At 65.5% G+C, this 21514-nt stretch carries 14 protein-coding genes and 1 pseudogene; 7 read left to right on the plus strand and 8 right to left on the minus strand.

What is annotated here, in order from left to right:
* Position 1 precedes the first annotated feature (1 nt).
* Positions 2 to 3946 carry a hypothetical protein gene (locus ACQPYR_RS26765; RefSeq protein WP_433621699.1) on the minus strand — a complete coding sequence of 1315 codons (3945 nt, stop codon included), beginning with the start codon at positions 3944 to 3946 and terminating at the stop codon, positions 2 to 4.
* 66 nt (positions 3947 to 4012) lie between these two features.
* Between ACQPYR_RS26765 and ACQPYR_RS26770 the strand changes: the two genes are divergently transcribed.
* Complete coding sequence (locus ACQPYR_RS26770; protein WP_433621701.1) at positions 4013 to 4933, plus strand: LLM class F420-dependent oxidoreductase; 921 nt, start codon at positions 4013 to 4015, stop codon at positions 4931 to 4933.
* Here the strand turns inward: ACQPYR_RS26770 and ACQPYR_RS26775 are convergent.
* The 3 genes from ACQPYR_RS26775 to ACQPYR_RS26785 form a co-directional block, all read right to left on the minus strand.
* Complete coding sequence (locus tag ACQPYR_RS26775) at positions 4922 to 8368, minus strand: DNA-directed RNA polymerase subunit beta (protein ID WP_433621703.1); 3447 nt, start codon at positions 8366 to 8368, stop codon at positions 4922 to 4924. The two genes, ACQPYR_RS26770 and ACQPYR_RS26775, sit on opposite strands and share 12 nt — an antisense overlap.
* 317 nt (positions 8369 to 8685) lie before the next feature.
* Positions 8686 to 10704: a CocE/NonD family hydrolase gene (locus ACQPYR_RS26780; protein ID WP_433621705.1), complete on the minus strand. Its 2019-nt coding sequence runs from the start codon at positions 10702 to 10704 to the stop codon at positions 8686 to 8688.
* Positions 10705 to 10956: 252 nt separating this feature from the next.
* On the minus strand, positions 10957 to 11688 hold the full coding sequence (locus tag ACQPYR_RS26785) for a TetR/AcrR family transcriptional regulator (RefSeq protein ID WP_433621707.1): 732 nt from the start codon (positions 11686 to 11688) through the stop codon (positions 10957 to 10959).
* 73 nt (positions 11689 to 11761) lie between these two features.
* On the opposite strand from ACQPYR_RS26785, the gene ACQPYR_RS26790 reads away from it, so the two are divergent.
* Positions 11762 to 13270, plus strand: coding sequence for an FAD-dependent oxidoreductase (locus ACQPYR_RS26790; RefSeq protein WP_433621709.1), 1509 nt, complete (start codon positions 11762 to 11764; stop codon positions 13268 to 13270).
* A 2-nt stretch (positions 13271 to 13272) separates the two neighbouring features.
* On the opposite strand, the gene ACQPYR_RS26795 is transcribed toward ACQPYR_RS26790, so the two are convergent.
* The gene (locus ACQPYR_RS26795; protein WP_433635252.1) at positions 13273 to 13824 is read right to left on the minus strand and encodes an LppP/LprE family lipoprotein; all 552 of its coding nucleotides are present in this window, start codon (positions 13822 to 13824) and stop codon (positions 13273 to 13275) included.
* A gap of 170 nt (positions 13825 to 13994) precedes the next feature.
* Between ACQPYR_RS26795 and ACQPYR_RS26800 the strand changes: the two genes are divergently transcribed.
* The 3 genes from ACQPYR_RS26800 to ACQPYR_RS26810 all read left to right on the plus strand — a co-directional run bounded on the left by ACQPYR_RS26800 (position 13995) and on the right by ACQPYR_RS26810 (position 17129).
* Positions 13995 to 14885 carry a bile acid:sodium symporter family protein gene (locus ACQPYR_RS26800; RefSeq protein ID WP_433621711.1) on the plus strand — a complete coding sequence of 297 codons (891 nt, stop codon included), beginning with the start codon at positions 13995 to 13997 and terminating at the stop codon, positions 14883 to 14885.
* 66 nt (positions 14886 to 14951) lie between these two features.
* The gene (locus ACQPYR_RS26805; protein WP_433621713.1) at positions 14952 to 16661 is read left to right on the plus strand and encodes a protein kinase domain-containing protein; all 1710 of its coding nucleotides are present in this window, start codon (positions 14952 to 14954) and stop codon (positions 16659 to 16661) included.
* 99 nt (positions 16662 to 16760) lie between these two features.
* Positions 16761 to 17129 (plus strand): DUF1304 domain-containing protein, encoded by a 369-nt coding sequence (locus ACQPYR_RS26810; RefSeq protein WP_433621714.1) that lies wholly within the window; start codon positions 16761 to 16763, stop codon positions 17127 to 17129.
* Here the strand turns inward: ACQPYR_RS26810 and ACQPYR_RS26815 are convergent.
* Positions 17126 to 17572 (minus strand): annotated as a pseudogene (locus tag ACQPYR_RS26815) (DJ-1/PfpI family protein); the annotation flags it as partial. The gene ACQPYR_RS26810 and the pseudogene ACQPYR_RS26815 sit on opposite strands and share 4 nt — an antisense overlap.
* 148 nt (positions 17573 to 17720) lie before the next feature.
* Here ACQPYR_RS26815 and ACQPYR_RS26820 point away from each other — a divergent pair.
* A complete protein-coding gene (locus ACQPYR_RS26820) occupies positions 17721 to 18803 on the plus strand; it encodes a PQQ-dependent sugar dehydrogenase (RefSeq protein WP_433621715.1) in 1083 nt (360 codons plus the stop codon).
* A 6-nt stretch (positions 18804 to 18809) separates the two neighbouring features.
* Here the strand turns inward: ACQPYR_RS26820 and ACQPYR_RS26825 are convergent, their stop codons facing one another.
* Positions 18810 to 19499, minus strand: a complete 690-nt coding sequence (locus tag ACQPYR_RS26825) for a hemerythrin domain-containing protein (protein ID WP_433621716.1) — start codon at positions 19497 to 19499, stop codon at positions 18810 to 18812.
* Positions 19500 to 19645: 146 nt separating this feature from the next.
* On the opposite strand from ACQPYR_RS26825, the gene ACQPYR_RS26830 reads away from it, so the two are divergent.
* Positions 19646 to 20299 carry a TetR/AcrR family transcriptional regulator gene (locus tag ACQPYR_RS26830; RefSeq protein ID WP_433621717.1) on the plus strand — a complete coding sequence of 218 codons (654 nt, stop codon included), beginning with the start codon at positions 19646 to 19648 and terminating at the stop codon, positions 20297 to 20299.
* A gap of 11 nt (positions 20300 to 20310) precedes the next feature.
* On the opposite strand, the gene hutI is transcribed toward ACQPYR_RS26830, so the two are convergent.
* Positions 20311 to 21480 (minus strand): imidazolonepropionase, encoded by a 1170-nt coding sequence (gene hutI / locus ACQPYR_RS26835; protein ID WP_433635253.1) that lies wholly within the window; start codon positions 21478 to 21480, stop codon positions 20311 to 20313.
* Between the last annotated feature and the right edge of the window lie 34 nt (positions 21481 to 21514).

A 21514-nucleotide genomic window follows, 5' to 3' on the forward strand; every position in this document is an offset into this window, starting at 1 on the left:
ATCAGCAGGGCGGACGATAGGCCATCCGCGGCACATGCGCCTGCCACACCTCCCGGGTCAATACCGCGCGACCGACATCGCAGATACGCGCGATCGCGTGTTGCGGATCCAGATCCCACATGCTCATCACGCCGTTGCCGGTGCCGACCAGATATCGGCCCGCCGGATCGAGGGCCAACTGCCAGCTCGTCGTGCTCGGCACGGTGATCGAATGGCCGAGCGGTCTCGGATGCGCGCGGTCGCTGAAATCCCAGATCCGCACGGTCGAATCCGCGCTCGAGGTCGCCATAGTCGCGCTATCAGGACTGAAGTCGACGGACAGAATATTCAAGCCATGCGTCGCGATCGGCTCACCGAGTTTGCGCACCGCGGCGGGATCGGAGATATCCCAGGTCTGCAGGGTATCTGCCGCGAGACTAACCAGCGTCTTGCTGTCGGGCGTAACACCGATCCAGCCGAACGGTTTGGTCGGCTCGCTCGGAATCTCGCTCAGCACATGGGGTTCGGCCGGATTCGACATATCCCAGAGCCGGATGACGTATCGGTCCTGGCCGGTATGCACCCGATCGAAGGACATGGTGGCCATCAGCTCATCGCCGGAGCTGTACATGGCGAATGCGCCACCGCTGCCGGTGGCCAGCGGCAGCCGACGCCCCAGTGCAACCGGATGGGCCCGGTCGGCCAGGTCCCACGCCTGGAACGACCAGGTCGCGTCGTCGGCAATGGTCCACAGATAGCGACCGCCCGGACTGAACATGGCGGCAAAGACGCCGGGCAGTTCCGCCAGCGTGTGCACATGCGCGGGATCGCTGACATCGTGCAGAATCACCCGCGGCGGTGATCCGACCGTCGATACGGCGGTGCGTCCGTCTCGGCTCAGCGAAGCTCCCGCCGCATACAACTCGGTGGGGCCCGGACCGAGGTCGGCGAGTTTGCGCAGATCGGCGCGATCGCGCACATCCCATAGCCCGACCCGGCCGTTGATCGCGCCGGTCACAATGGTGCCCGCGGCGCTGAATGCCGGCGGCACCGGCAACCACCCGAGCCGCCCGGGAAGCACCGCGGGGGCCAGCGACCAGAGCCGGACCACGCCGAGCGCGCCGGCAGCGGCGACGGTATGCCCGTCCGGGGCGAAGGCCAGCGAGTTCTGCGCGTCCTGGCAGACCAACATGGTACTGACCTCGGGGCACGGTGACGACGATGCCAGCAGCGGTTCGCCGAGCGGCCGGGGATTGGCGCGGTCGGCGATATTCCACACCGTGACGCCATTGCGGTTGCCTGCGGCAAGGACGTCGCTGTCCGGGCTGAACGCGAGCGAGCGCACCGCCGAATTGGCCGTCGCGAGTAGCGAACTGCGAAAGACAGGCCGGACCGGATCGGTGACATCCCACAGTCCGACGGTGGCATCGCCGGTATTCTCCGCCCACGGCGAATCACCACCGCTGCCGACCGCCAGGGTCGCACCGTCCTGGCCGACCGCCACCGCCCGCACCGGCCGCGCCGGGATCGGGATCGGCGCGCCCAGCGGTGTGGGGGCGTCCCCGATCGTCCAGAGTTGGATCGCGTCGTCGTAGGCGACGGCGAGCCAGGATCCCCTGGGGTGGAACGACATCGATCGAACCTGCTGCGGAATCAGCAGCGGGGCACCGATTTTCGTCGGTGCGGCCGGGTTCTGCAAATTCCACAGCGTGACGGTGCGATTGTTGTCCGCCGCCGCGAGCAGCCGTCCGGTCGGACCGAAGGCCACCCGCACGACGCCCCCGGCGATCGGGGCCGTCGCCGGGACCGGGTGTCGCGGATCGTCGACACTCCACAGCTGCAATGCCGTCCCGCAGGCCGCCGCGAGAAGTTCCCCGTCGGGGCTGAATGTCACCGAGGTCGCGGCGGCATCGCAGTTCAATGGCGTGCCCATGGGCTGTGGACGCGCGCGATCGGTGAGATCCCACAGCCGGATGGTGTGGTCTTCGCCCGCCGAAGCGAGCAGCGCGCCGCCTGGTTGATACGCGAGTTGGTCGACCGCGCCGACATGTCCGGACAGCGGAGTGGCCAGCGGCAGATTCTGTGTACTCAGCAGGCGCGAATTCACGTCCCGGTCATCGGGTTCGAGACGATGGGCGACGAGGGCGAGTTGGGCGGACAGGGTGGGATCGGTCGTGCGCAGGCTCTCGGATTCGGCGAGCACCGCCGATAGCAGAGCATTGTCGCGTTGTTCGTCTTTCAGCCGGACCTGGCCGTAGCCGGCGATGCCGAGGACCAGGACACCGACGCCGAGCAGGGCGAGCACCGCACGCGTCGCGGCGGCCCAGCGTCGTGATTTCGTACGGGAAGTCTGTGCCGCGGTGAGGAATTCGGTCACCGTTTCGGTGGCCGGATGCCGGGCGGCGGCTTCTTTCGCGGTCGCCAGCCGGGTGCCGCGGTAGAGCAGGGCCGGGTCATTGCCCGAGGAAAACCAGTCGACCGCATCGGCTTCCAGCCGCTGGCGCACCAGATAGCCGACTCGATCCTCCTCGATCCAGGCCCGCAGTCGAGGCCAGGCGCGCAGCACGATTTCGTGGGTGAAATAGGCGCTGTCGGCATCGGAGGTGACCAGCCTGGCGCGGACCAGCGTTTCCAGCACCGCGTCGGCGGCCTCGGAATCCACCGCGCGGGTGATCAATTCGGCGCGGGCGGCGCGCCGCCTGGTGTCGTGACCGTCCGAGCCGACGCTGACCAGGCTCAGCAGCAGCGGTTTCGCCTCGATCCGCTGAGCGACGGTGAGTTCAACCCAGGCGTGTTCTGCTGTCGCCGCGACCGAACCCGTGACCCCGCCCGCCTTGCGGTAGCCGGCCACCGTCAGGCGTAGTCGTTCCCGATGTTCCCAGGTCGCCGCCATGACATGGGAGAGCAGCGGCAGTGCGCCGGGGTCGTAGCTGCGCCGGCTCTGGTGATCGCCTAGGCCACAGAGTTCGGTGACCACCAATTCGACCAGTCCGGGTTCGAGTTCGAGTCCCGCCGCCGCGGCCGGTCCGGTAATGGCCTCGGACAGTTCGCTCAGGCGCATCGGGCCGAGTACATAACCCCGGTTGTTCAGTGCATCTTCGAGGATCGGATAGTCGAGACACTGTGCGTAGAAGTCGGCACGAACAGCCAATACGACTGTAACCCAACGGCTTTCGTGCGGCGCGGCCATCCCCGCCAACGCGACGAGGAAATCCTCGCGTTCCTGCTCGTCCTGGCAGGCGGTGAACAGTTCCTCGAACTGGTCCACGATCAACAGGCCGCATTTGCCGATCGCCCAGTCGCCGCCAACCGCTTCGGCCAGCGCGGTCCGCGGTTGCGCGCCGGGAGTGAGTGTCTTTACCTGCCAATCCTTTTCGACTTTCCGGACCGCCGGGATCAAACCGGCGTGCAGCAGCGAGGATTTACCCGCACCCGACGCGCCGACCAGGGCGACCATGCCGCCCCCGGGCGTATCGAGCGTGCTCAGCACCAGCTCGGTGAAGTCGTTGGTGGCCCGGCTGCGGCCGAAAAACCATGCGGCATCATCGGATTGATACGACGTCAGCCCCCGATAGGGGCATACGGCGGTGGCCGGATCGTTCTCGGGCTTCCAGCTGACAGCCGCCTGCCACAGCCGCCGCCATTCCGGTAGATCCACCAGCTGGCGTTGCACTGGCCCAGCCGACTTCTTGGCCAGATCGATCAAAGTGAGCAGAATCGGCAACAGCGTCTCGAATTGCGCTGGTACATTGCGGCCCGAGCGCCAATCGCTGATCCGCTGCAGCGATGCGGTACCGCCCTTGGCCGGCCCGCGAGTCGCCTTCATCCGTGCCTCGGCGGCAGCGGCAACCTGCCGCAGTTTCGGATTGCCCGCGGCCTCGAACAAGCTCATCAGACGTTGGGCGAATACCGATCTCGGCGACACGCCCTTGCGTAGATCGGATTCCGATTCGACCGCGCCAACCACGGGCCAATGATAAGCGGGCGCGATCAGACCCGACCGACAAGATCAATCTCGGGCACCATGGTCGGCATGGATCTACGCATCTTCACCGAACCGCAGCAGGGCGCAAGCTACGACACGCTGCTCACCGTCGCCAAAGCCACCGAGGATCTGGGTTTCGACGCGTTCTTCCGCTCCGACCACTATCTCGCCATGGGCGGCCTGGACGGCCGGCCCGGTCCGACCGACGCCTGGATCACCCTGGCCGGGCTGGCCAGGGAGACCAAGCGCATCCGGCTCGGCACCCTCGTGACAGCCGCCACCTTCCGACTACCCGGACCGCTGGCCATCCAGGTCGCCCAGGTGGATCAGATGTCCGGCGGCCGAGTCGAATTCGGACTGGGCAGCGGCTGGTTCGCCGAGGAACATGCCGCCTACGGCATCCCGTTTCCGCAGGACAAGTTCACCAGATTCGAGGAGCAGCTGGCGATCATCACCGGCCTGTGGTCGACCAAGGTCGGCGATAAGTTCACCTTCGAAGGTGCGCATTACGCGATCACGGACTCCCCTGCCCTGCCGAAGCCGGTGCAGGATCCGGTACCGCTGCTGATCGGCGGACACGGTGCGACCCGCACCCCGCGCCTTGCCGCCACCTACGCCACCGAATTCAATATGCCTTTCGCCTCGCCCGAGGACAGCTCCCGTCAGTTCGACCGCGTGCGCGCGGCCGCCGAGGCTCGTGGCCGCCGCCCCGACGATCTGGTCTACTCCAATGCCCTGGTGGCCTGTGTCGGCGCCTCCGATGCCGAGGTGGCGCGCCGGGCCGCCGCCATCGGCCGTGAGGTCGAGGAACTGAAGACCAACGGGCTCGCGGGCTCCCCCGCCGAGGTCGTCGACAAGATCGCCCGCTACGCCGAAATCGGGTCTACCCGTCTCTATCTCCAGATCCTCGATCTCGACGATCTGGCGCACCTGGAACTCATTGCGGCCCAGGTGATGTCACAGCTGTAGATCGTCCACGGTCGCGGATTCGTTGCGGGACAGGTTGATGCCCAGATTCGCCGCCGTCCGATCGATATCGTCCTCGTCGACGCCGCCCATTTCGATGGCGGCGCCGTCGGAGGACAGTACCTCGACATTGAGGCACAGCGACTGGAGCTCCTTCAGAAGCACCTTGAACGACTCCGGGATGCCCGGCTCCGGAATATTGTCGCCCTTGACGATCGCCTCGTAGACCTTGACCCGGCCCGCGATATCGTCGGATTTGATGGTGAGCAGCTCCTGCAGCGTGTAAGCGGCGCCGTAGGCCTGCATGGCCCAGCACTCCATCTCACCGAAGCGCTGACCACCGAACTGCGCCTTACCACCGAGCGGCTGCTGGGTGATCATCGAGTACGGACCGGTCGAACGGGCGTGGATCTTGTCGTCGACCAGGTGGTGCAGCTTCAGGATGTACATGTAGCCGACCGCGACCGGGTACGGGAACGGTTCACCGGAACGTCCATCGAACAATGTCGCCTTACCATCCGCGCCGACCATCACTTCGCCGTCGCGGTTCGGCAGTGTGCAGCCGAGCAGCCCGCTGAGCTCTTCCTCACGCGCACCGTCGAAGACCGGGGTGGCGAGATTGCTGTCCGCGGGCGCGGCCCGCATCTCCTCGGGCAGCGAACTCGCCCAGTCGGGTGTGCCCTGAATCTTCCAGCCCGCCTTGCCGATCCACCCGAGGTGGGTCTCCAAGATCTGGCCGATGTTCATACGACGCGGCACACCGTGACTGTTCAGGATGATGTCCACCGGGGTCCCATCGGGCAGGAACGGCATGTCCTCGGCGGGGAGGATCTTGCCGATGACACCCTTGTTGCCGTGGCGACCGGCCAGCTTGTCACCGTCCTGGATCTTGCGCTGCTGCGCCACATAGACGCGCACGAGTTCATTGACGCCGGGCGGCAGATCATCGTCGTCCTCGCGCGAAAACACCCGAATACCGATAACTTTGCCCGATTGACCATGCGGCACCTTCATCGAGGTGTCGCGCACTTCGCGCGCCTTCTCACCGAAGATCGCCCGCAACAATCGTTCCTCCGGCGTCAGCTCGGTCTCCCCCTTGGGAGTGACCTTGCCGACCAGGATGTCGCCGTGGCGCACCTCCGCACCGACGCGGATGATGCCGCGCTCGTCGAGATCGGCGAGCACTTCGTCGGAGACGTTCGGGATATCGCGGGTGATCTCCTCGGCACCGAGTTTCGTATCACGGGCATCGACTTCGTGCTCCTCGATGTGGATCGAGGTGAGCACATCCTGTTCGACGAGGCGCTGCGACAGGATGATCGCGTCCTCGTAGTTGTGGCCCTCCCACGGCATGATCGCCACCAGCAGGTTCTTGCCGAGGGCCATCTCACCGTTCTCGGTGCAGGGACCATCGGCGAGCACCTGACCGGACTCGACGCGCTGCCCCTCGTCCACGATCGGGCGTTGGTTGACGCAATTGCCTTGGTTCGAGCGGGCGAACTTGCGTAACCGGTAGCTCTTGCGGGTGCCGTCGTCGGCCATGACGGTGATGAAGTCGCCCGAAACCTCCTCGACCACACCGGCTTTCACATTGACGACAACATCGCCCGAATCGAGGGCGGCACGAAACTCCATACCGGTGCCGACAATCGGTGACTCGGAGCGGATCAGCGGCACGGCCTGGCGCTGCATGTTCGCACCCATGAGGGCACGGTTGGCGTCGTCGTGCTCGAGGAACGGAATCATCGCGGTCGCGACCGAAACCATCTGGCGCGGTGAGACATCCATATAGTCGACCTCGTCGGCCGGAACCGATTCGACTTCCTCGCCGAGGCGCCGGGCCAGGATCTTGTCCTCCACCAGGTACCCGTCCGCGTCGGTCAGCGAATTGGCCTGCGCACGCACATACCGTTCCTCTTCGTCGGCGGTGAGGTACTCGACCTCATCGGTCACCCTGCCGTCGACCACCTTGCGGTACGGCGTCTCGATGAAGCCGAAAGGGTTCACCCGTGCGTACACCGACAGGTAGCCGATCAGGCCGATATTCGGGCCTTCCGGGGTCTCGATCGGGCACATCCGGCCGTAGTGACTGTGGTGCACATCGCGCAGTTCGAGGCTGGCGCGTTCCCGGGACAGACCACCAGGACCCAGCGCCGAGAGCCGACGCTTATTGGTCAGGCCCGACAGCGGGTTGTTCTGGTCCATGAACACCGACAGCTGCGAAGTCCCGAAGAACTCCCTGATCGACGCCGTGACCGGACGGATATTGATCAGCGTCTGCGGTGTGATGGCTTCGACGTCCTGGGTGGTCATCCGCTCGCGGACCACCCGCTCCATCCGCGACATGCCGACCCGGATCTGGTTCTGGATCAACTCGCCGACCCTGCGCAGGCGACGGTTGCCGAAATGGTCGATGTCATCGACCTCGACCGGAACCTCGACACCACCGGGCACCGTCATGGTCCTTTCGCCCGCGTGCAACCGGACCAGATACTCGATGATCGCGATGAGATCCTCTTCGCTCAGCACCTGGTCCGTGGTGGTGCTGATGCCGAGCTTCTTGTTCATTTTGTAGCGACCCACGCGCGCCAGGTCGTAGCGCTTGTCCTTGAAGAACAGGTTCTCCAGGAGCGCTTGCGCGGACTCCTTGGTCGGTGGTTCACCCGGCCGCAGCTTGCGATAGACATCGAGCAGGGCATCATCGGTGCCGACCGTATGGTCCTTCTCCAGGGTCGACATCATGACCTCGGAGAAACCGAAGCGCTGCGTGATCTGCTCGGAACTCCAGCCGAGCGCCTTGAGGAAGACCGTCACGGGTTGGCGGCGCTTGCGGTCGATGCGCACACCGACGGTGTCGCGCTTGTCGACATCGAACTCCAGCCAAGCACCACGCGACGGAATGACCCGCACCCCGTGCAGATCCTTCTCGGTGCCCTTGTCGACGCTGTGATCGAAATACACACCCGGCGAACGCACCAGCTGCGAGACGACGACGCGCTCGGTGCCGTTGATGATGAACGTGCCCTTATCGGTCATCATCGGGAAATCACCCATGAAGACCGTCTGGCTCTTGATCTCACCGGTGTTGTTGTTGATGAACTCGGCGGTCACGAACAACGGCGCCGCGTAGGTCATGTCCTTGTCTTTGCACTCGTCGACGGAGGCCTTGACCTCCTCGAAACGAGGATCAGAAAAAGAAAGGGACATCGACCCGGAGAAGTCCTCGATCGGCGAGAGCTCCTCGAGCACCTCCTGCAATCCGCCTGTCGAACTACCCACGCCGAGCTCGGCGGCGCGGGCTTCCCATTCCGGGCCGCCGATCAACCAGGCGAACGAATCGGTCTGCACGTCGAGCAGGCCGGGGACCTCCAGTGGCTCCCGGATCCTGGCGAAGGAAATCCGTTTCGGTGCACCGACCGTCCGGCTCGATTCTGACAAGGTGCGTCCTTCCCCTCACGCAATGCGCGAACATCGCTTGTCTACTGACGAATTCCGCCCCGGTCGCACACCCGAACGAAACTCGCGCACCACGAAGGAAACATCACCACAGCGGATGATGTTTACAACGATTGGTTCGTGAGGTGGACAGGAGGCAACCAGCGCAACGTCCAAAATTACACTCGCACACACTGAATGTCGAGTGCGGAATCAGAATAGAAGACAATGTTTTTGGGCCACGTCAGACCCGCGCTGAATTGCTTCCCATTTATAGAATAACTTGCGGAACCCGCCTACGTCAAGCTTTTCGCCACATTTCAGGCGATGGGCCGGTCCGTTGGCAGATTGACGAAGCTGGGCGCATCCGGATCGAGCTGCAGGTATTGCGTCTTGAGTTCGGTGGCGTTGAGCATCGGTCGAAAAGCCAATGCCTTCGGCACGTTTCCAGCGAACACATCCACCCGCAGCCGATGGCCGGGCAACAAGACCGCCTGCGTCGGGATGACCGCGATATCCAGCGTCATCGGCTTTCCCGGCACGACGGGCAGCATGCTGTCCAGGGTGATCGGGTTGTACGGCGCGGTGTAATCGCCGCTCGCCGAGCGCATACTCCGCGCCTCGTCCACCGCGCGCAGCGACGCGGTGAGCTGGCCGGTGGTCAACACGGTCGACGTGCCGTCGGGCGAGACATCGTTGACGGTGACGTCCCAATAGCCGTCCGTCGCATCGTGAACCGCATTGAGGTGCACATTGATCGGCCCGGAGATCACCGTCGGCTGACTCATCTGCGCGCTGGTGAAGGTCAGCCCGTTGCCCTCGGCGATGCGAGAGTCCTTGGCGCAGATATCGAATGGCGCGGCCAGACCGGCGGAGCCCTGCGCGGCATCGCGTGAGCACGCCATGGTCACCCCCGGCGACACCGGCAGCGCGATGCGCTCCTTCGGCTCCGTCGAGGACAGCGAGCCGTCGTGTACCGCATGCTCGGCGGTATCGCTCGACGTAGCGGACAGGTAGACACGGCGATGCGTGACACCGGTTTCCGGGAACTGCCCCAATGTCTTCCAGCCCGAGCCCTGCTCCCACAGCGTGATCGGCCCGAAGTCGCCGATGCCGTTATCGATGCCCTTGAGCCACTTGTCGAACCACACCCGCTGCAGCACATCCAGCCGCGGCGGCGCGCCGACAGCACCCGTACCGGCACCCGGATTCGCATGATAGGTATCGCCGATCAGCAACTGCTTCTTCGCCTGTGGCAGTGGGATCACGTTGTAGAGTTTGGCCGCGCTGTTGGCGAAGATGTCGTGCCAGCCGCCATACATGAAGGTGGGCACCGTAATTCGGTCGGGATGCCCGAGGATCCCCTGCCGGAATTCACTGTCGTCGTCGAGTGCGGCGGCCAGTGTCGTCGGCACCCGGTCCAGCGACGGGGTGAGCAGTGCCTGGGCCAGCAGATCGGAATTGGTTGCCGGGTCGGCCATCCTGGCCTGGAGCCATTTCCAGTCGAAGGTGCCGTTGAGCATGGACTGCACGTCGGGAATCAACTTCGTCTGGTTCACATTGTTCAACCACAGCGGCAGGAAGGTCGTGCCGATACCGCCGCCCGGCGCGACGACATCGCGCATCAGATCGCTTCCCGCCTCCACCGGGAAGATGGCTTTCAGTGCGGCAGGGGCGTTTTCGGCCGCGCGCAGCTGATTGATGCCCGCATAGGAGCCGCCGCTCATACCGACAGTGCCGTTGGACCACGGCTGCTTCGCCGCCCAATCGATCACCTCGCGGGTGTCCAATTGTTCACGCTTGCCGAGCGTGTTCCAGTTGCCCTGGGAGAAGCCGGTGCCGCGGACGTCCGCGACTACCAGCGTGTACCCGCTGCGGATGAGATTGCGGTCGATGCCGAGCACGGTCTGGATCATGCCGCCGTCGAGTGCCTGCATCAGCTCGCCGAATCCGCTGATCGGCGTGCCGGACAGATTGAGGCGCCGGACGATATCCATGGTGAACGGCCGCAGCCCGGGCGCGGCGAATGCCGAATCGACCAGATTGCTCATGAGTTTGGTGTAGGGCGTGAGGTTCACGATCGTCGGCAACGGCTGGCCGACCACCTTGTTGGCCGCATCGACGGGTCGATACACATTGGCCTTGAGTACGACCCCGTCGCTCATGCGAATCGGGACGTCCCAGTCGATATGGATCTCGGGATACTGCTGCGGGCCGTCGTGCATAGCGGTCCATCGCTCGCCGAGGGTGCTGTCGATGCTTTGCTCGGCAGTCGCGGAGCCCCCGCCACTCGAAGCCAGTGTCACCACGGCCGCGACAACGGTCGCAAGTCGAATCAAACGCGTAAGCGCAGGTGCCACTCCATGCCCCGACAACTCGTGATCCCCTCTCGACTGGTACGCAGCATGCAGACAAGATCGCCCGATTCGACGCGCGACGACCATAGCAATCTATTGGCGAATATTCCGCTAGGTACGGTCCGTTCGGTTCGTCGAATTTCCCCGCAGACTCGCTGGACCCACAACACTGTGTGACCGAACCGTGACCGAGCTACGTCGAATTGCCGATCCGCGCTGCGCCCACGAACTGCGTTATTTCGGAAGTTCCAGGCGATCCGTGATGCCGTCGAGCAGGCTGGTCAGCGTCCATTCCACGGGGTCTACGCCGCTGGTGGTGGTACGCGCGGCGAGCCAGCGGGCGAAGGCCGGGTAGCGACCGTCGGCGAGGATCGGGGCCAGCATCGGTTGCGCGGCGGCGGCCAACTCGTCGTCGGTGTGCAGTCCGGAACGAGCTCGCATGCGGTTCTCCTCGGCGAGTTGCAGTGCGGCGCCGATGAGATGGCCGTCTACGGCGGCGGTGATCAGCGTCATATCGTCGGCGGCGATATCGAGGGGCTCCAGCAGGGCGAAGCGGAAATCGAAGTAGCGCAGCGCATTCGGCCCGAGCGGCGGGCGCGTGTGCACGAGCTCACCGAACCAGAGGTGGCGCTGGATCACCGACCAGGTGGCGAGCGAAAGCTCTTCGAGCGCGGTACGCCAATGGCCCGGAGGTGTCGTGGGTAGCGGAATCTCGCCGTAGACGGCGTCGATCATCAAGTCGACCAGCCCATCCTTGCTGCCGACATAGCGATACAGCGACATCGGCGTGGACGCACCGACCGCCGTGGCGATCCGCCGCATGGTCAGCGCCCGCGCGCCCTCGGCATCGGCCGCGGTCAATGCCGCACGCAGGATGCTCGCCCGGCTCAGCGTCGTGGTCGGTCGGCCCGGCGGTTCGGGTAGCGACCAGATCAACTGTCCGGGCGGCGACGGATCCTCGCTCATGCCTCCACCTCGCCGGCGCTCGCTCACTGCCACCTCCTTGCCGGGCATTCAACCATTCGTGTACAACGTACACATGATGTACAACGTACACGAACCTCGTGTTCTCATCGTCGGCGGCGGATTGGTCGGACTGTCGGCCGCGCTGTTCCTGCGCCGGCAGGGCGTGGCAACGGTCCTGGTGGAACGCAGGCCGACCACCTCACCGCAACCCAAGGCCCGGCGCATCAATATCCGGACCATGGAACTGTTCGGCCAGCTCGGCATTGCCGAGCAGGTACTGGATGCGGCTCGCGACCTCGCAGCGCACCAGCACTTCGCGGCCGGTCCGACGCTCGCGCAGGCCGAACGGATTCCCTTCACACTGCCCGGCGGGGTGCCGGACTGGTCGACCATCACCCCGGCCACCGCGTGCCTGTGTGCCCAGGATCTGCTGGAGCCGGTGCTGCGACGCATCGCGGTGGCTCGCGGCTGCGATGTGCGGTTCGGCGTCGAGCTCACGGACTTCGCCGACGAGCCCGAGGGCGTCACCGCCACGATTCGCGCCGCCGACGGCGTGGTCGAGCGGTTGCGCGCGGATTATCTGATCGCCGCCGACGGTGCGTCGAGTCCGATCCGCGAGCGGCTCGGCATTCCGCGCGATGGTCGTGGCACGCTCGGCCGAGCCGTCAATGTCTACTTCCGCGCCGATCTCGCCGACTTGGTGCGCGGCCGCGAATTCAACCTCTGCCAGATCGAGGGCGCCGATGCGCCAGGAGCTTTCGCCTCGATCGACGGCTCGCAGCGTTGGATATTCACCACCACCGAGGAAGTCGACCGTCCGCTGGACGAATGGCCGAGCGTATTGCGAACGGCCATCGGTGTTCCCGATATGCCGATCGAGCTGCTCAGCGTATTGCCTTGGGAGCCGGGGATGTTCGTCGCCGAGCAATACCGTGCGGGTCGTGTCTTCCTGGCCGGTGACGCCGCTCATGTCATGCCGCCTTTCGCCGCCGCGGGCGCGAATACCGGCATCGAGGACGTGCACAACCTCGCCTGGAAGCTGGCGGCAGTCCTGCGCGGCGAGGCCGATCCGGCATTGCTGGACACCTACCACACCGAACGCCGCCCGGTCGGCTGGTACATCGCCGACCAATCGAGCATCCGAACCGCCGACCTGCGCACCATGAATCGCGAAGCCACCGACGCCACACCACTCGCCGATCCGATCGCCCTCATCCTGGGCAATCGCTACCGCGCGGGCGCGCTCATCGACGACGGCAGCCCGCACACCATGGCGCATCTCGATTCCACCGGCCAACCCGGCACTCGACTGCCCCATCGCCGGCTGCCCGACGGTCGCTCCACACTCGACCTCATCGGAACATCCTGCGCTCTCCTGGTCGGCCCGGCAGGCACCGCATGGAAGACCCAGCTACCGCTGGAAATCCATGAGCTGGACCAGGATTGGCCCGACACCGTCGGCCTCTCCCCCACCGGCGCACTGCTCGTGCGCCCCGATCAGATCATTGCCTGGCGCATGCCGAGCCTGCCGAGCGAGCCGGCCACCGAGCTGAACGCCGCGCTGGATCGCATAATGCGATGACGCTATCTCGGCGGCGTCCCGATGGTCTGGACTTGCCTTCCATCCCAATGGAATTGGACCGGCGTGAGCGTGCCGTCGGGGCAGGCGTTGCAGCTGCCGGGCGTCTTGTAGACCACGCCGACGGTGTCATCGGTCGTGTGCCCCGGATCCAGCGAAGTGAACCCGAGACTCTCCCGCGTGCCGGTACCGACGAATTCGCCCCTGTGGAACAGCAGCACTTGATTCGGCGAACTACCGGTCGCGCCCTCGACCGTAATGATCACGGCCGACAGCGTGACGCACGGATCGAAGGTGCCCTCGAATCCGGCCGGATCAGTGGACCACGGCACCTTGGTGATCGGATCGACGGGCAGCGTGGCGATGGCGGCACCGATCACCGGCGCAGTCAGGTCGACGCCGCATTTCGCCGTAGGCGCGGCACTCGGTGTGGTCGCCGCCGCCGTAGTGGTCGGTCCGTAATCGGTTATCCCGCCATCGTTGTCACCTGAGCTGCACGCGGTCAGACCGAGGAGTCCGATACCGAGGGTGAGCAATACGAGCCGATAGATCTGCATCAAGGGAAGGCCCCTTCAGGTCGGACGAGTATCTCGATCGCGCTCCGTACACCATCATCGCATCGTCTGATCCGGCGATCGCTGCGGCCGGGCTCCCACGGGTGGGGTCGCCGCCCGGACGGTGAGTCGATAACGTCGATAACCGTCCGAGTCCTGATGAGGAGATCTGAATGGGTTCAACGATTTTCGCCGTGTTCCTACCGCTGGCCCTGGCGCTGGTCATGTTCGGACTCGGGTTGACCTTGACCGTCGACGATTTCGCCAGGGTGCTGCGGTATCCCAAGGCGGCGGTGGTCGCGCTGGTGTGCCAGATGATCGTGCTGCCCGCGATCTGCCTGGGTCTGGTCTACCTGTTCCGGCTCGAGGGTGCGCTGGCCGTCGGGGTGATGTTGCTCGTCGCCTCGCCGGGCGGGCCGTCGGCGAATCTGTTCAGCCATATCGCCGGTGGCAATGTGGCCCTGAATATCACGCTGACCGCGATCAATTCGATTCTCGCCGTCTTCACCCTGCCGCTGGTGGTCACGCTGTCGTTCACGCTGTTCATGGACGATGACGCCGCGATCGGGCTGAGGCCGGATAAGTTCGCCCAGGTGTTCGCGATCGTGCTGGTTCCCGTCGCGGTGGGGATGTGGGTACATCGCCGGTTCACCGACTGGGCCGAGCGGATGCGCAAGAACGTCAAGATCGTCTCGGCGGTGGTGCTGCTGCTGGTCGTGGTGGCAGCGGTGGGGCGCGAGTTCGACACGCTGACCGAGAACATCGGCAAGCTCGCCACCCTCAGCCTGCTGCTGTCGACGCTGAGTTTCGTCATCGGGTACACCGTGCCGCGCTTGTTCCGGGTGGAGGCCGATCAGGCGATCGCCTCGGCGATGGAGATCGGCATTCACAACGGCGCGTTGGCCATCGCGGTCGCCTCCAGCGTGCTGCACAATTCGCAGATGGCGGTGCCGCCCGCGGTCTACGGGGTGCTGATGAATGTTCCCGCCGCCATCGCCGCATTCTTGTTGGCGCGGCAGCTGCGCCGCGCGGCTCCCACACCGATTCCGGCCGCCACCGGCTAGGGCAACCGAGCGCGGCCTGGGTAGCCTTTGCGTGTTCGACGTCAGGTGAGAGGACCCCAGTTCGCGATGCGACCGCTCGGCACAGACGATCCCACCCGGATCGGGGACTACCGGCTACTCGGCCTGCTCGGTGCGGGCGGTATGGGCCGGGTGTACCTCGGGCGCAGCGCAGGTGGCCGCACCGTCGCGGTGAAGGTGATCCGCCCGGATCTGATCGGCAACGAGTTCCGGGAGCGGTTCCGGCGCGAGGTCACCGCGGCGCGGCGGGTCGGCGGGAAGTTCACCGCGCCGGTGCTCGACGCGGATGTGGATTCGACGCCACCGTGGCTGGCGACCGGCTACGTGGCCGGATTCTCGTTGACCGATGCGGTCGAGCAGTTCGGCACGTTCAGCGAGAGCACGCTGCTGGTGCTCGCGCACGGTCTGGCCGAGGCATTGATCGCCGTGCACGGTGCGGGGATCGTGCATCGCGATCTGAAACCGTCCAATGTGCTGCTGGCCGTGGACGGTCCGAAGGTGATCGACTTCGGCATCGCGCGCGGCGCCGAGGACAGCGCATTGACGACCACCGGAAATGTCATCGGCTCACCGGGATTCATGTGTCCGGAGCAGGTGGTCGGACCGACCATGGGTCCCGAAGGTGATGTATTCGCACTCGGCGGCGTGCTCGTCTACGCGGCGACCGGGCAGGGGCCGTTCGGCGCCGGCGAGACCGTGCAGATGCTGTATCGGGTGGTGTACGAGGAGCCGCGGCTGACGGCCGTGCCGGACCGGCTGCGACCGCTCATCGCGGCGTGCCTGAACAAGGAAGTGGCGGCGCGCCCGACACCGCAGCAGTTGCTCGATCAGCTTGCCGAACTCGGGGTTCCAGAACGTGGCGGCTGGCTGCCCGCGCCGGTGCTCGAAGAGGTGAGCAGGCGGGCGGTTGCGCTGCTCGATCTGGAATCCGGGCCGGTCGAGGCGGTCGGACCGGATCCGGCACGGTCGGCGGCGACGATTTCGCGGCCGTTACCGCAATCGAATTCGGGGCCGCATACGCTGTCCCGGCCTGCGGCCGATACGGTGGCTTGGCAGTCCGGAAATACCGCATGGCAATCTGGACCCCCTGGGCCGCAAGCCAATTCGAGCCGTGTGTACGCGCCGTATCCGCCCGCGCAGGACCAGCCGGGGCAACAAGCCGCCTACTATTACCCGCCGACTGCGCCGAGAAGTCGTTCACGTCGGACCGCATGGATCATCACGGCCGTGGTGGCCGGTCTCATCGTCGCGGGCGGCGCATTCCTCATCGGGACGCAGCTGACCGACAAATCCTCCGATTCGGCCGCGACAGTGAGCGCTTCGGCGGTGGTCACCTCCGTCGCTCCCACGACGACCGCGACGCCGCAGGCCTCCGCGACAAGCACTTCGGCAGCGGCCACAAATTCGGCGGTACCCGAAGCGCTCGTCGGCAAGTGGACCGGCACCGCACGGGATGCGCTCGCCACCTTCGATATCGAGTTGACCATTCACGAAGGGAAAGTCGGCGAGGAGATCGCCACCTCGGCCAATACCGGCCAGGCATCGCGCAGCCGGTGTGAACGCGCCGAACGTCTGACCAATGCCACCGACACCCAGATCACCTTCGTGGCACGGCTCAGCGGCGGTGCGAGCGGCTGTATGGACGAAGGGTCGACCTCGAAAGTCATCCTGCAACCGGACGGTTCGGTCACCTACAGTTTCAGCGGCGGTTTCAGCGGTGTGCTCGGCGATATCACCGGCACTCTGCACAAGAACTAACGGGCGTGCTCGGTCGGGCGCGCCTTCCGAAGCTTCCGACACCGATCGTCCATCCTGTGGACCGACAACGAGCCGTATCCGTGTGAAGGGATCAATCGAATGCGCGTAGTAGCCGAGGTGCTGGTCGGCCTGGTGGCGTTGCTGCACATCTACATCCTGGTCATGGAGATGTTCCTGTGGACCACGCCGCGGGTGCGCGCGTCCTTCGGCAGCACGGCCGAATTCGCCGAGCAGACCAAGGTTCTGGCCGCCAATCAGGGCCTCTACAACGGCTTCCTGGCGGCCGGTCTGATCTGGGGCATCATCGCCTCGGACCCGGTCGGATTCGCCGCGATGATCTTCTTCACCGCATGCGTTGTCGTCGCCGGGAGCTACGGTGCGGCGACCGCGAACCGCAGGATCCTGTTCGTCCAAGCGCTGCCCGGAGCGATCGCCCTTGTCGCGGTGCTGATCGCGGGCAGCAACTAACGCTTGCCGAACCGTCGACGCGCGCGAGCTCGCTCGATGGCCGCCGCCCAGGACAGCTTCGCGATGGCACTCGCCTCCCGCACCACGGCACGCGGATCGGCCGTGAGCAGATCGGCTCCCTCGCGACCGACCAGCCCGGTCACCCTGCGCCGCGTCGCCGAACTCGCCTTGCTCATATGGCCGCTGTCGAAGGGCGGCTGGGGATCGTATTCGATCATCAATTGGATCGCCTCGGCCTGGTCCTTACCCGCGATCTCACCCACCAGCCACAACCCGAGGTCGATTCCGGCAGAGACGCCCGCGGCGGTGACGATCTTGCCGTCGCGCACGATTCGTTCCTCGGCGCGTGGTTCGGCACCGAGCGCCTTCAGCATCGGTAAACCGGCCCAATGCGATGTGGCGGGCTTACCCTGCAGAATCCCGGCGGCGGCGAGGATCACCGATGCGAACGATGGCGATCTGCATTGATCTTCCCTCCCATGGTGGATCCCGCCCTCGACAGTAGCCGTGACGTCGCGGCGGATGGCAGACCAGCACGTAAGCAGGCACGATCGAGACAGCACCGCCGAATGATCAGTCGGAGGGATACGCATGCGGAAATTCATCGGATTCGCGATCGCCGTGCTGATGATCGGCGCGGTGGCCGGATGCGACAGCGATTCCGGCGCCGGGCCGGACATTGTCACGAGCACCGCGCCCAGCACGCCGTCGGGTGTGCCGGATCTGGCCGCGGGGGAGGAAATCGTGCACGGTATCGACGTGCCGTGGGGACTGGCCTTCCTGCCCGAAGGCGGGGCCCTGGTCGCGGAGCGGGATACCGGCCGAATCATGCGGGTGGTGTCCGGTCGCGAGCCCGAGCAGGTGTACGAGGTTCCGGGTGTGGTCGCGCGCGGCGAGGGCGGTCTGCTCGGACTTGCCGTCGCTGCGGATTATGCCGAAACACGGTATGTCTATGCGTATTTCACCGCCGCCGATGACAATCGGATCGTGCGGTTCCGGCTCGATGGGCAACCGGAGGTCATCTTCGCCGGTATTGCCAAGGCCGGGAACCACAATGGCGGCCGGATCGCGTTCGGGCCCGACGGCATGCTGTATGTCGGAACCGGAGACGCGGGACAGGGCGCCACCTCTCAGGATCCGGCGAGCCCCAATGGAAAGATCCTGCGGCTGACACCCGATGGCGCTCCGGCACCGGGCAATCCGACGTCCGGTTCGCCGGTTTACAGCCTGGGCCACCGCAATGTACAAGGTCTGGCTTGGGATCGGGCAGGCAGATTATTCGCCGCGGAGTTCGGTCAGAACGCCTTCGACGAGATCAATCTGATCGAGCCGGGTCGCAACTACGGCTGGCCGATCGTCGAAGGCAAAGGCGGCACCGATCGGGGATTCACCGACCCCCAAGTCATTTGGAAACCTTCGGAGGCATCACCGTCCGGCATTGCCATCTCCGGCGACACCCTCTATGTCGCGGCGCTGCGCGGCGAGCGATTGTGGACGGTTCCACTACACGACGGCGCACTCGGCACACCGCAGGCCCAGGTGCCCGACCTGGGCCGCCTGCGCACGGTGGCAATTGCCTCGGACGGTGCGCTGTGGCTGACCACCTCCAACACGGACGGCCGCGGTGACGTCCGTGCCGGTGACGATCGGATCATCCGCTTCCCGGCGCGCTGAGTTCCCTTATTTGACAACCTTTCCGACCGAGCGCAGATCGCGGCGCAGCAGTGCGGTCTCCCTGGCGTAGCCACGGCGGCCGAAGACTCGATACAGCAGCCGGAGCGGAGCCGGGATATGTCCGGCGAATTCCGACCACTCGCGCTCATCGGCCTCCTCGGCGATATGACCGAGGAATACCAGGGCCCGCCCCTTCGAAAACGACGCCATACCGCGCTTGCCGAGTTCGGCCCACTCCGATTCGGTCAAGGTCTCGGCCACCATCGGCAGTACCGAATCTTCCTCGAGGCGAAGATGTTCGGTGAGCGCCTCATGTAGTCGACGTAGCCCCTCGACCAGCAGATCCGCTGTTTCCGCACCGCCCTGATGTTCCCACTCGGACAATTCGGAATCGACGCGGCGCATGAGCGCATCGACCTCTTCGTGCTGGGTCTGCATGAGATCGATCAGCGTCGAATCCAACTCTGCCCAACGCAGTTTCGGCCAAACCAGCTCGTCCTCATTGCTGTGATGATGATGCAGGGCGGCGAGCATCTCGCGCGCATGTGCGCTCACGCGCGCTACCTGTTCGGCATCCATGGGCGAGGTCGCCTCGACAATGTCTGCCAGCAAACGGAATTCGCGTCGGAACACCCGGTGCACCAGCACCATGTCGTGGGTATCACAACCCGGCGGCTCGGCCGCCCGGCGGCTCATAACACCTGCTCCAGCGCAGACACAAGATCCCCGATAGTCATTTAGTTCCTCCCGATACTAAATGCACTCCTGTGCAATAAGTGCAACTTAGTATAGTTTTGGCCGAGGTAACACTGTCAAGATGTCACGCGGAGGACACGCAGCGAATGACCGAGCACCGCGCCCGGGTCAGCGAAACCACCCAGGTCGAGGAAACCGCCCAGCTCACTTCGGGCCGCGTCGCGCAGCGCCGACGCACCCGCAAAGCCATCGTCGACGCCTCCATGACGCTGCTGAACCGCGGCATCGAACCCTCGGTCAACGACATCGCCGCCGCTGCGGACGTGTCCAGACGCACCGTCTACCTGCATTTCCCAACTCTCGACCAGTTGATGCTCGACGCCACCATCGGCCTGCTCAGCGCGAATACCGATGAGGCGCTGACGAATATCCATTCCGCGGACCCGCGCGTGCGTATCGCCGAACTGGTGCGGGCGATGGGCGCGGAGATCACCGAGCTGCTGCCGATGGGACGGCGGTTGGTGAAGCTCACTGTCGATCCGCCCACGGAGGACGCACCACCACGACGTGGGCATCGCCGGGTGCGTTGGATCGAATGGGCGCTCGAACCATTGCGTGACCGCATGTCCCAGCGGCAGTTCGACGATCTCGTGTCGAGTATCGCGCTCGTGGTGGGTTGGGAGGCGTTCATCGTGCTGATCGATGTGCGCGGGCTCGAGCCCGATGCGGCCGTCGAGGTATGTGCCGGCACCGCAACGACTCTCGTGGATGCCGCGCTACGCTCGCTCGAAAACTCATAGGCCGCACCGGGTCATCCTGCGGCACCCGGCCATTCAGCCATTGGCATGCGTTGGCCCGAACGCCAGACGGCCAGCGTCAGAGGGACGCCCGGACGGTAGGCAAGATGGGTGACCGAGGGAGCGTCGAGCACCTGAAGATCGGCTCGGGCGCCCACCTCGATGACCCCGACATCATTGCGGCGCAATGCTTTCGCACCCCCCGCAGTGGCCGCGTACACCGCTTCGGCGATCGAGAGGCCCATCTGGAGTACGGCCGTTGCGACGCAAAAGGCCATCGATGTGGTGTAGGAACTGCCTGGATTGGCATTGGTGGCCAGCGCGACGGTCGCACCCGCGTCGAGCAGTGCGCGGGCGGGAGCGAGGGGTTGGCGGGTGGACAGGTCGCAGGCGGGCAGGACGGTGGCGACGGTGTCCGAGGCGGCGAGGGCCTCGATATCGGCGTCGGTGAGATAGGTGCAGTGATCCACGCTGGCCGCGCCGTGGTGGACGGCCAGTTGCACGCCGGGGCCGGTGCCCAATTGGTTGCCGTGCACGCGTAGACCGAGGCCGCGTGCGGCGGCGGCGCGCAGGACGCGAGCGGACTGGTCCTCGTCGAAAGCGCCTGTCTCGCAGAAGACATCGGCCCAGCGCACATGCGGTGCGACGGCGTCGAGCATATCGCCGCAGACCAGGTCCACGTAGGTTTCGGCATCGGCACCGGGCGGCACCAGGTGTGCGCCGAGGTAGGTCACCTCGTCGGCGATGGCGGCGGCGATGCGGGCCGAGCGTGCCTCGTCGGGCACGCTGAGGCCGTATCCGGTTTTGGTCTCCAGGCATGTCGTGCCCTGACGGTAGGCCTCGGTGACGTGGCGACGCAGGTTGGCCGAAAGCTGGTCGTCCGAGGCACTTCTGGTGGCGGCGACCGTTGTTGCGATACCACCGGCACGGTAGGGCTGACCGGCCATTCTGGCCTCGAATTCGGCGGTGCGATCACCGGCGAAGACCAGGTGGGTATGGCTGTCGACCCACCCGGACAACGCCGCGCGGCCGCCGATATCGACCCGATCATCGGCTGCGGGTGCGGATTTCGCCGGACCGATCCAGGCGAACCGATCATCCTCGAGCACGACTGCGGCATCGTGCAGCGGGCCGTCCGGCGCGTTGGTGGTCAGCTCGCCGATTCCGGTGATGAGGGTCGACACGGTGCCCTTTCTGTCGGTGAACATTCCGGTCTAT

The sequence above is a fragment of the Nocardia sp. CA-120079 genome, from assembly GCF_050955745.1.
In the GTDB taxonomy this organism is placed as follows: domain Bacteria; phylum Actinomycetota; class Actinomycetes; order Mycobacteriales; family Mycobacteriaceae; genus Nocardia.

Coding starts and splice junctions, on each gene's coding strand:
- ACQPYR_RS26825 (WP_433621716.1), bottom strand. CDS start 19,499: ATGAGCCGCCGGGCGGCCGAGCCGCCGGGTTGTGATACCCACGACATG.
- ACQPYR_RS26810 (WP_433621714.1), top strand. CDS start 16,761: ATGCGCGTAGTAGCCGAGGTGCTGGTCGGCCTGGTGGCGTTGCTGCAC.
- ACQPYR_RS26785 (WP_433621707.1), bottom strand. CDS start 11,688: ATGAGCGAGGATCCGTCGCCGCCCGGACAGTTGATCTGGTCGCTACCC.
- ACQPYR_RS26800 (WP_433621711.1), top strand. CDS start 13,995: ATGGGTTCAACGATTTTCGCCGTGTTCCTACCGCTGGCCCTGGCGCTG.
- ACQPYR_RS26830 (WP_433621717.1), top strand. CDS start 19,646: ATGACCGAGCACCGCGCCCGGGTCAGCGAAACCACCCAGGTCGAGGAA.
- ACQPYR_RS26805 (WP_433621713.1), top strand. CDS start 14,952: ATGCGACCGCTCGGCACAGACGATCCCACCCGGATCGGGGACTACCGG.
- ACQPYR_RS26790 (WP_433621709.1), top strand. CDS start 11,762: ATGATGTACAACGTACACGAACCTCGTGTTCTCATCGTCGGCGGCGGA.
- ACQPYR_RS26820 (WP_433621715.1), top strand. CDS start 17,721: ATGCGGAAATTCATCGGATTCGCGATCGCCGTGCTGATGATCGGCGCG.
- ACQPYR_RS26770 (WP_433621701.1), top strand. CDS start 4,013: ATGGATCTACGCATCTTCACCGAACCGCAGCAGGGCGCAAGCTACGAC.
- ACQPYR_RS26795 (WP_433635252.1), bottom strand. CDS start 13,824: ATGCAGATCTATCGGCTCGTATTGCTCACCCTCGGTATCGGACTCCTC.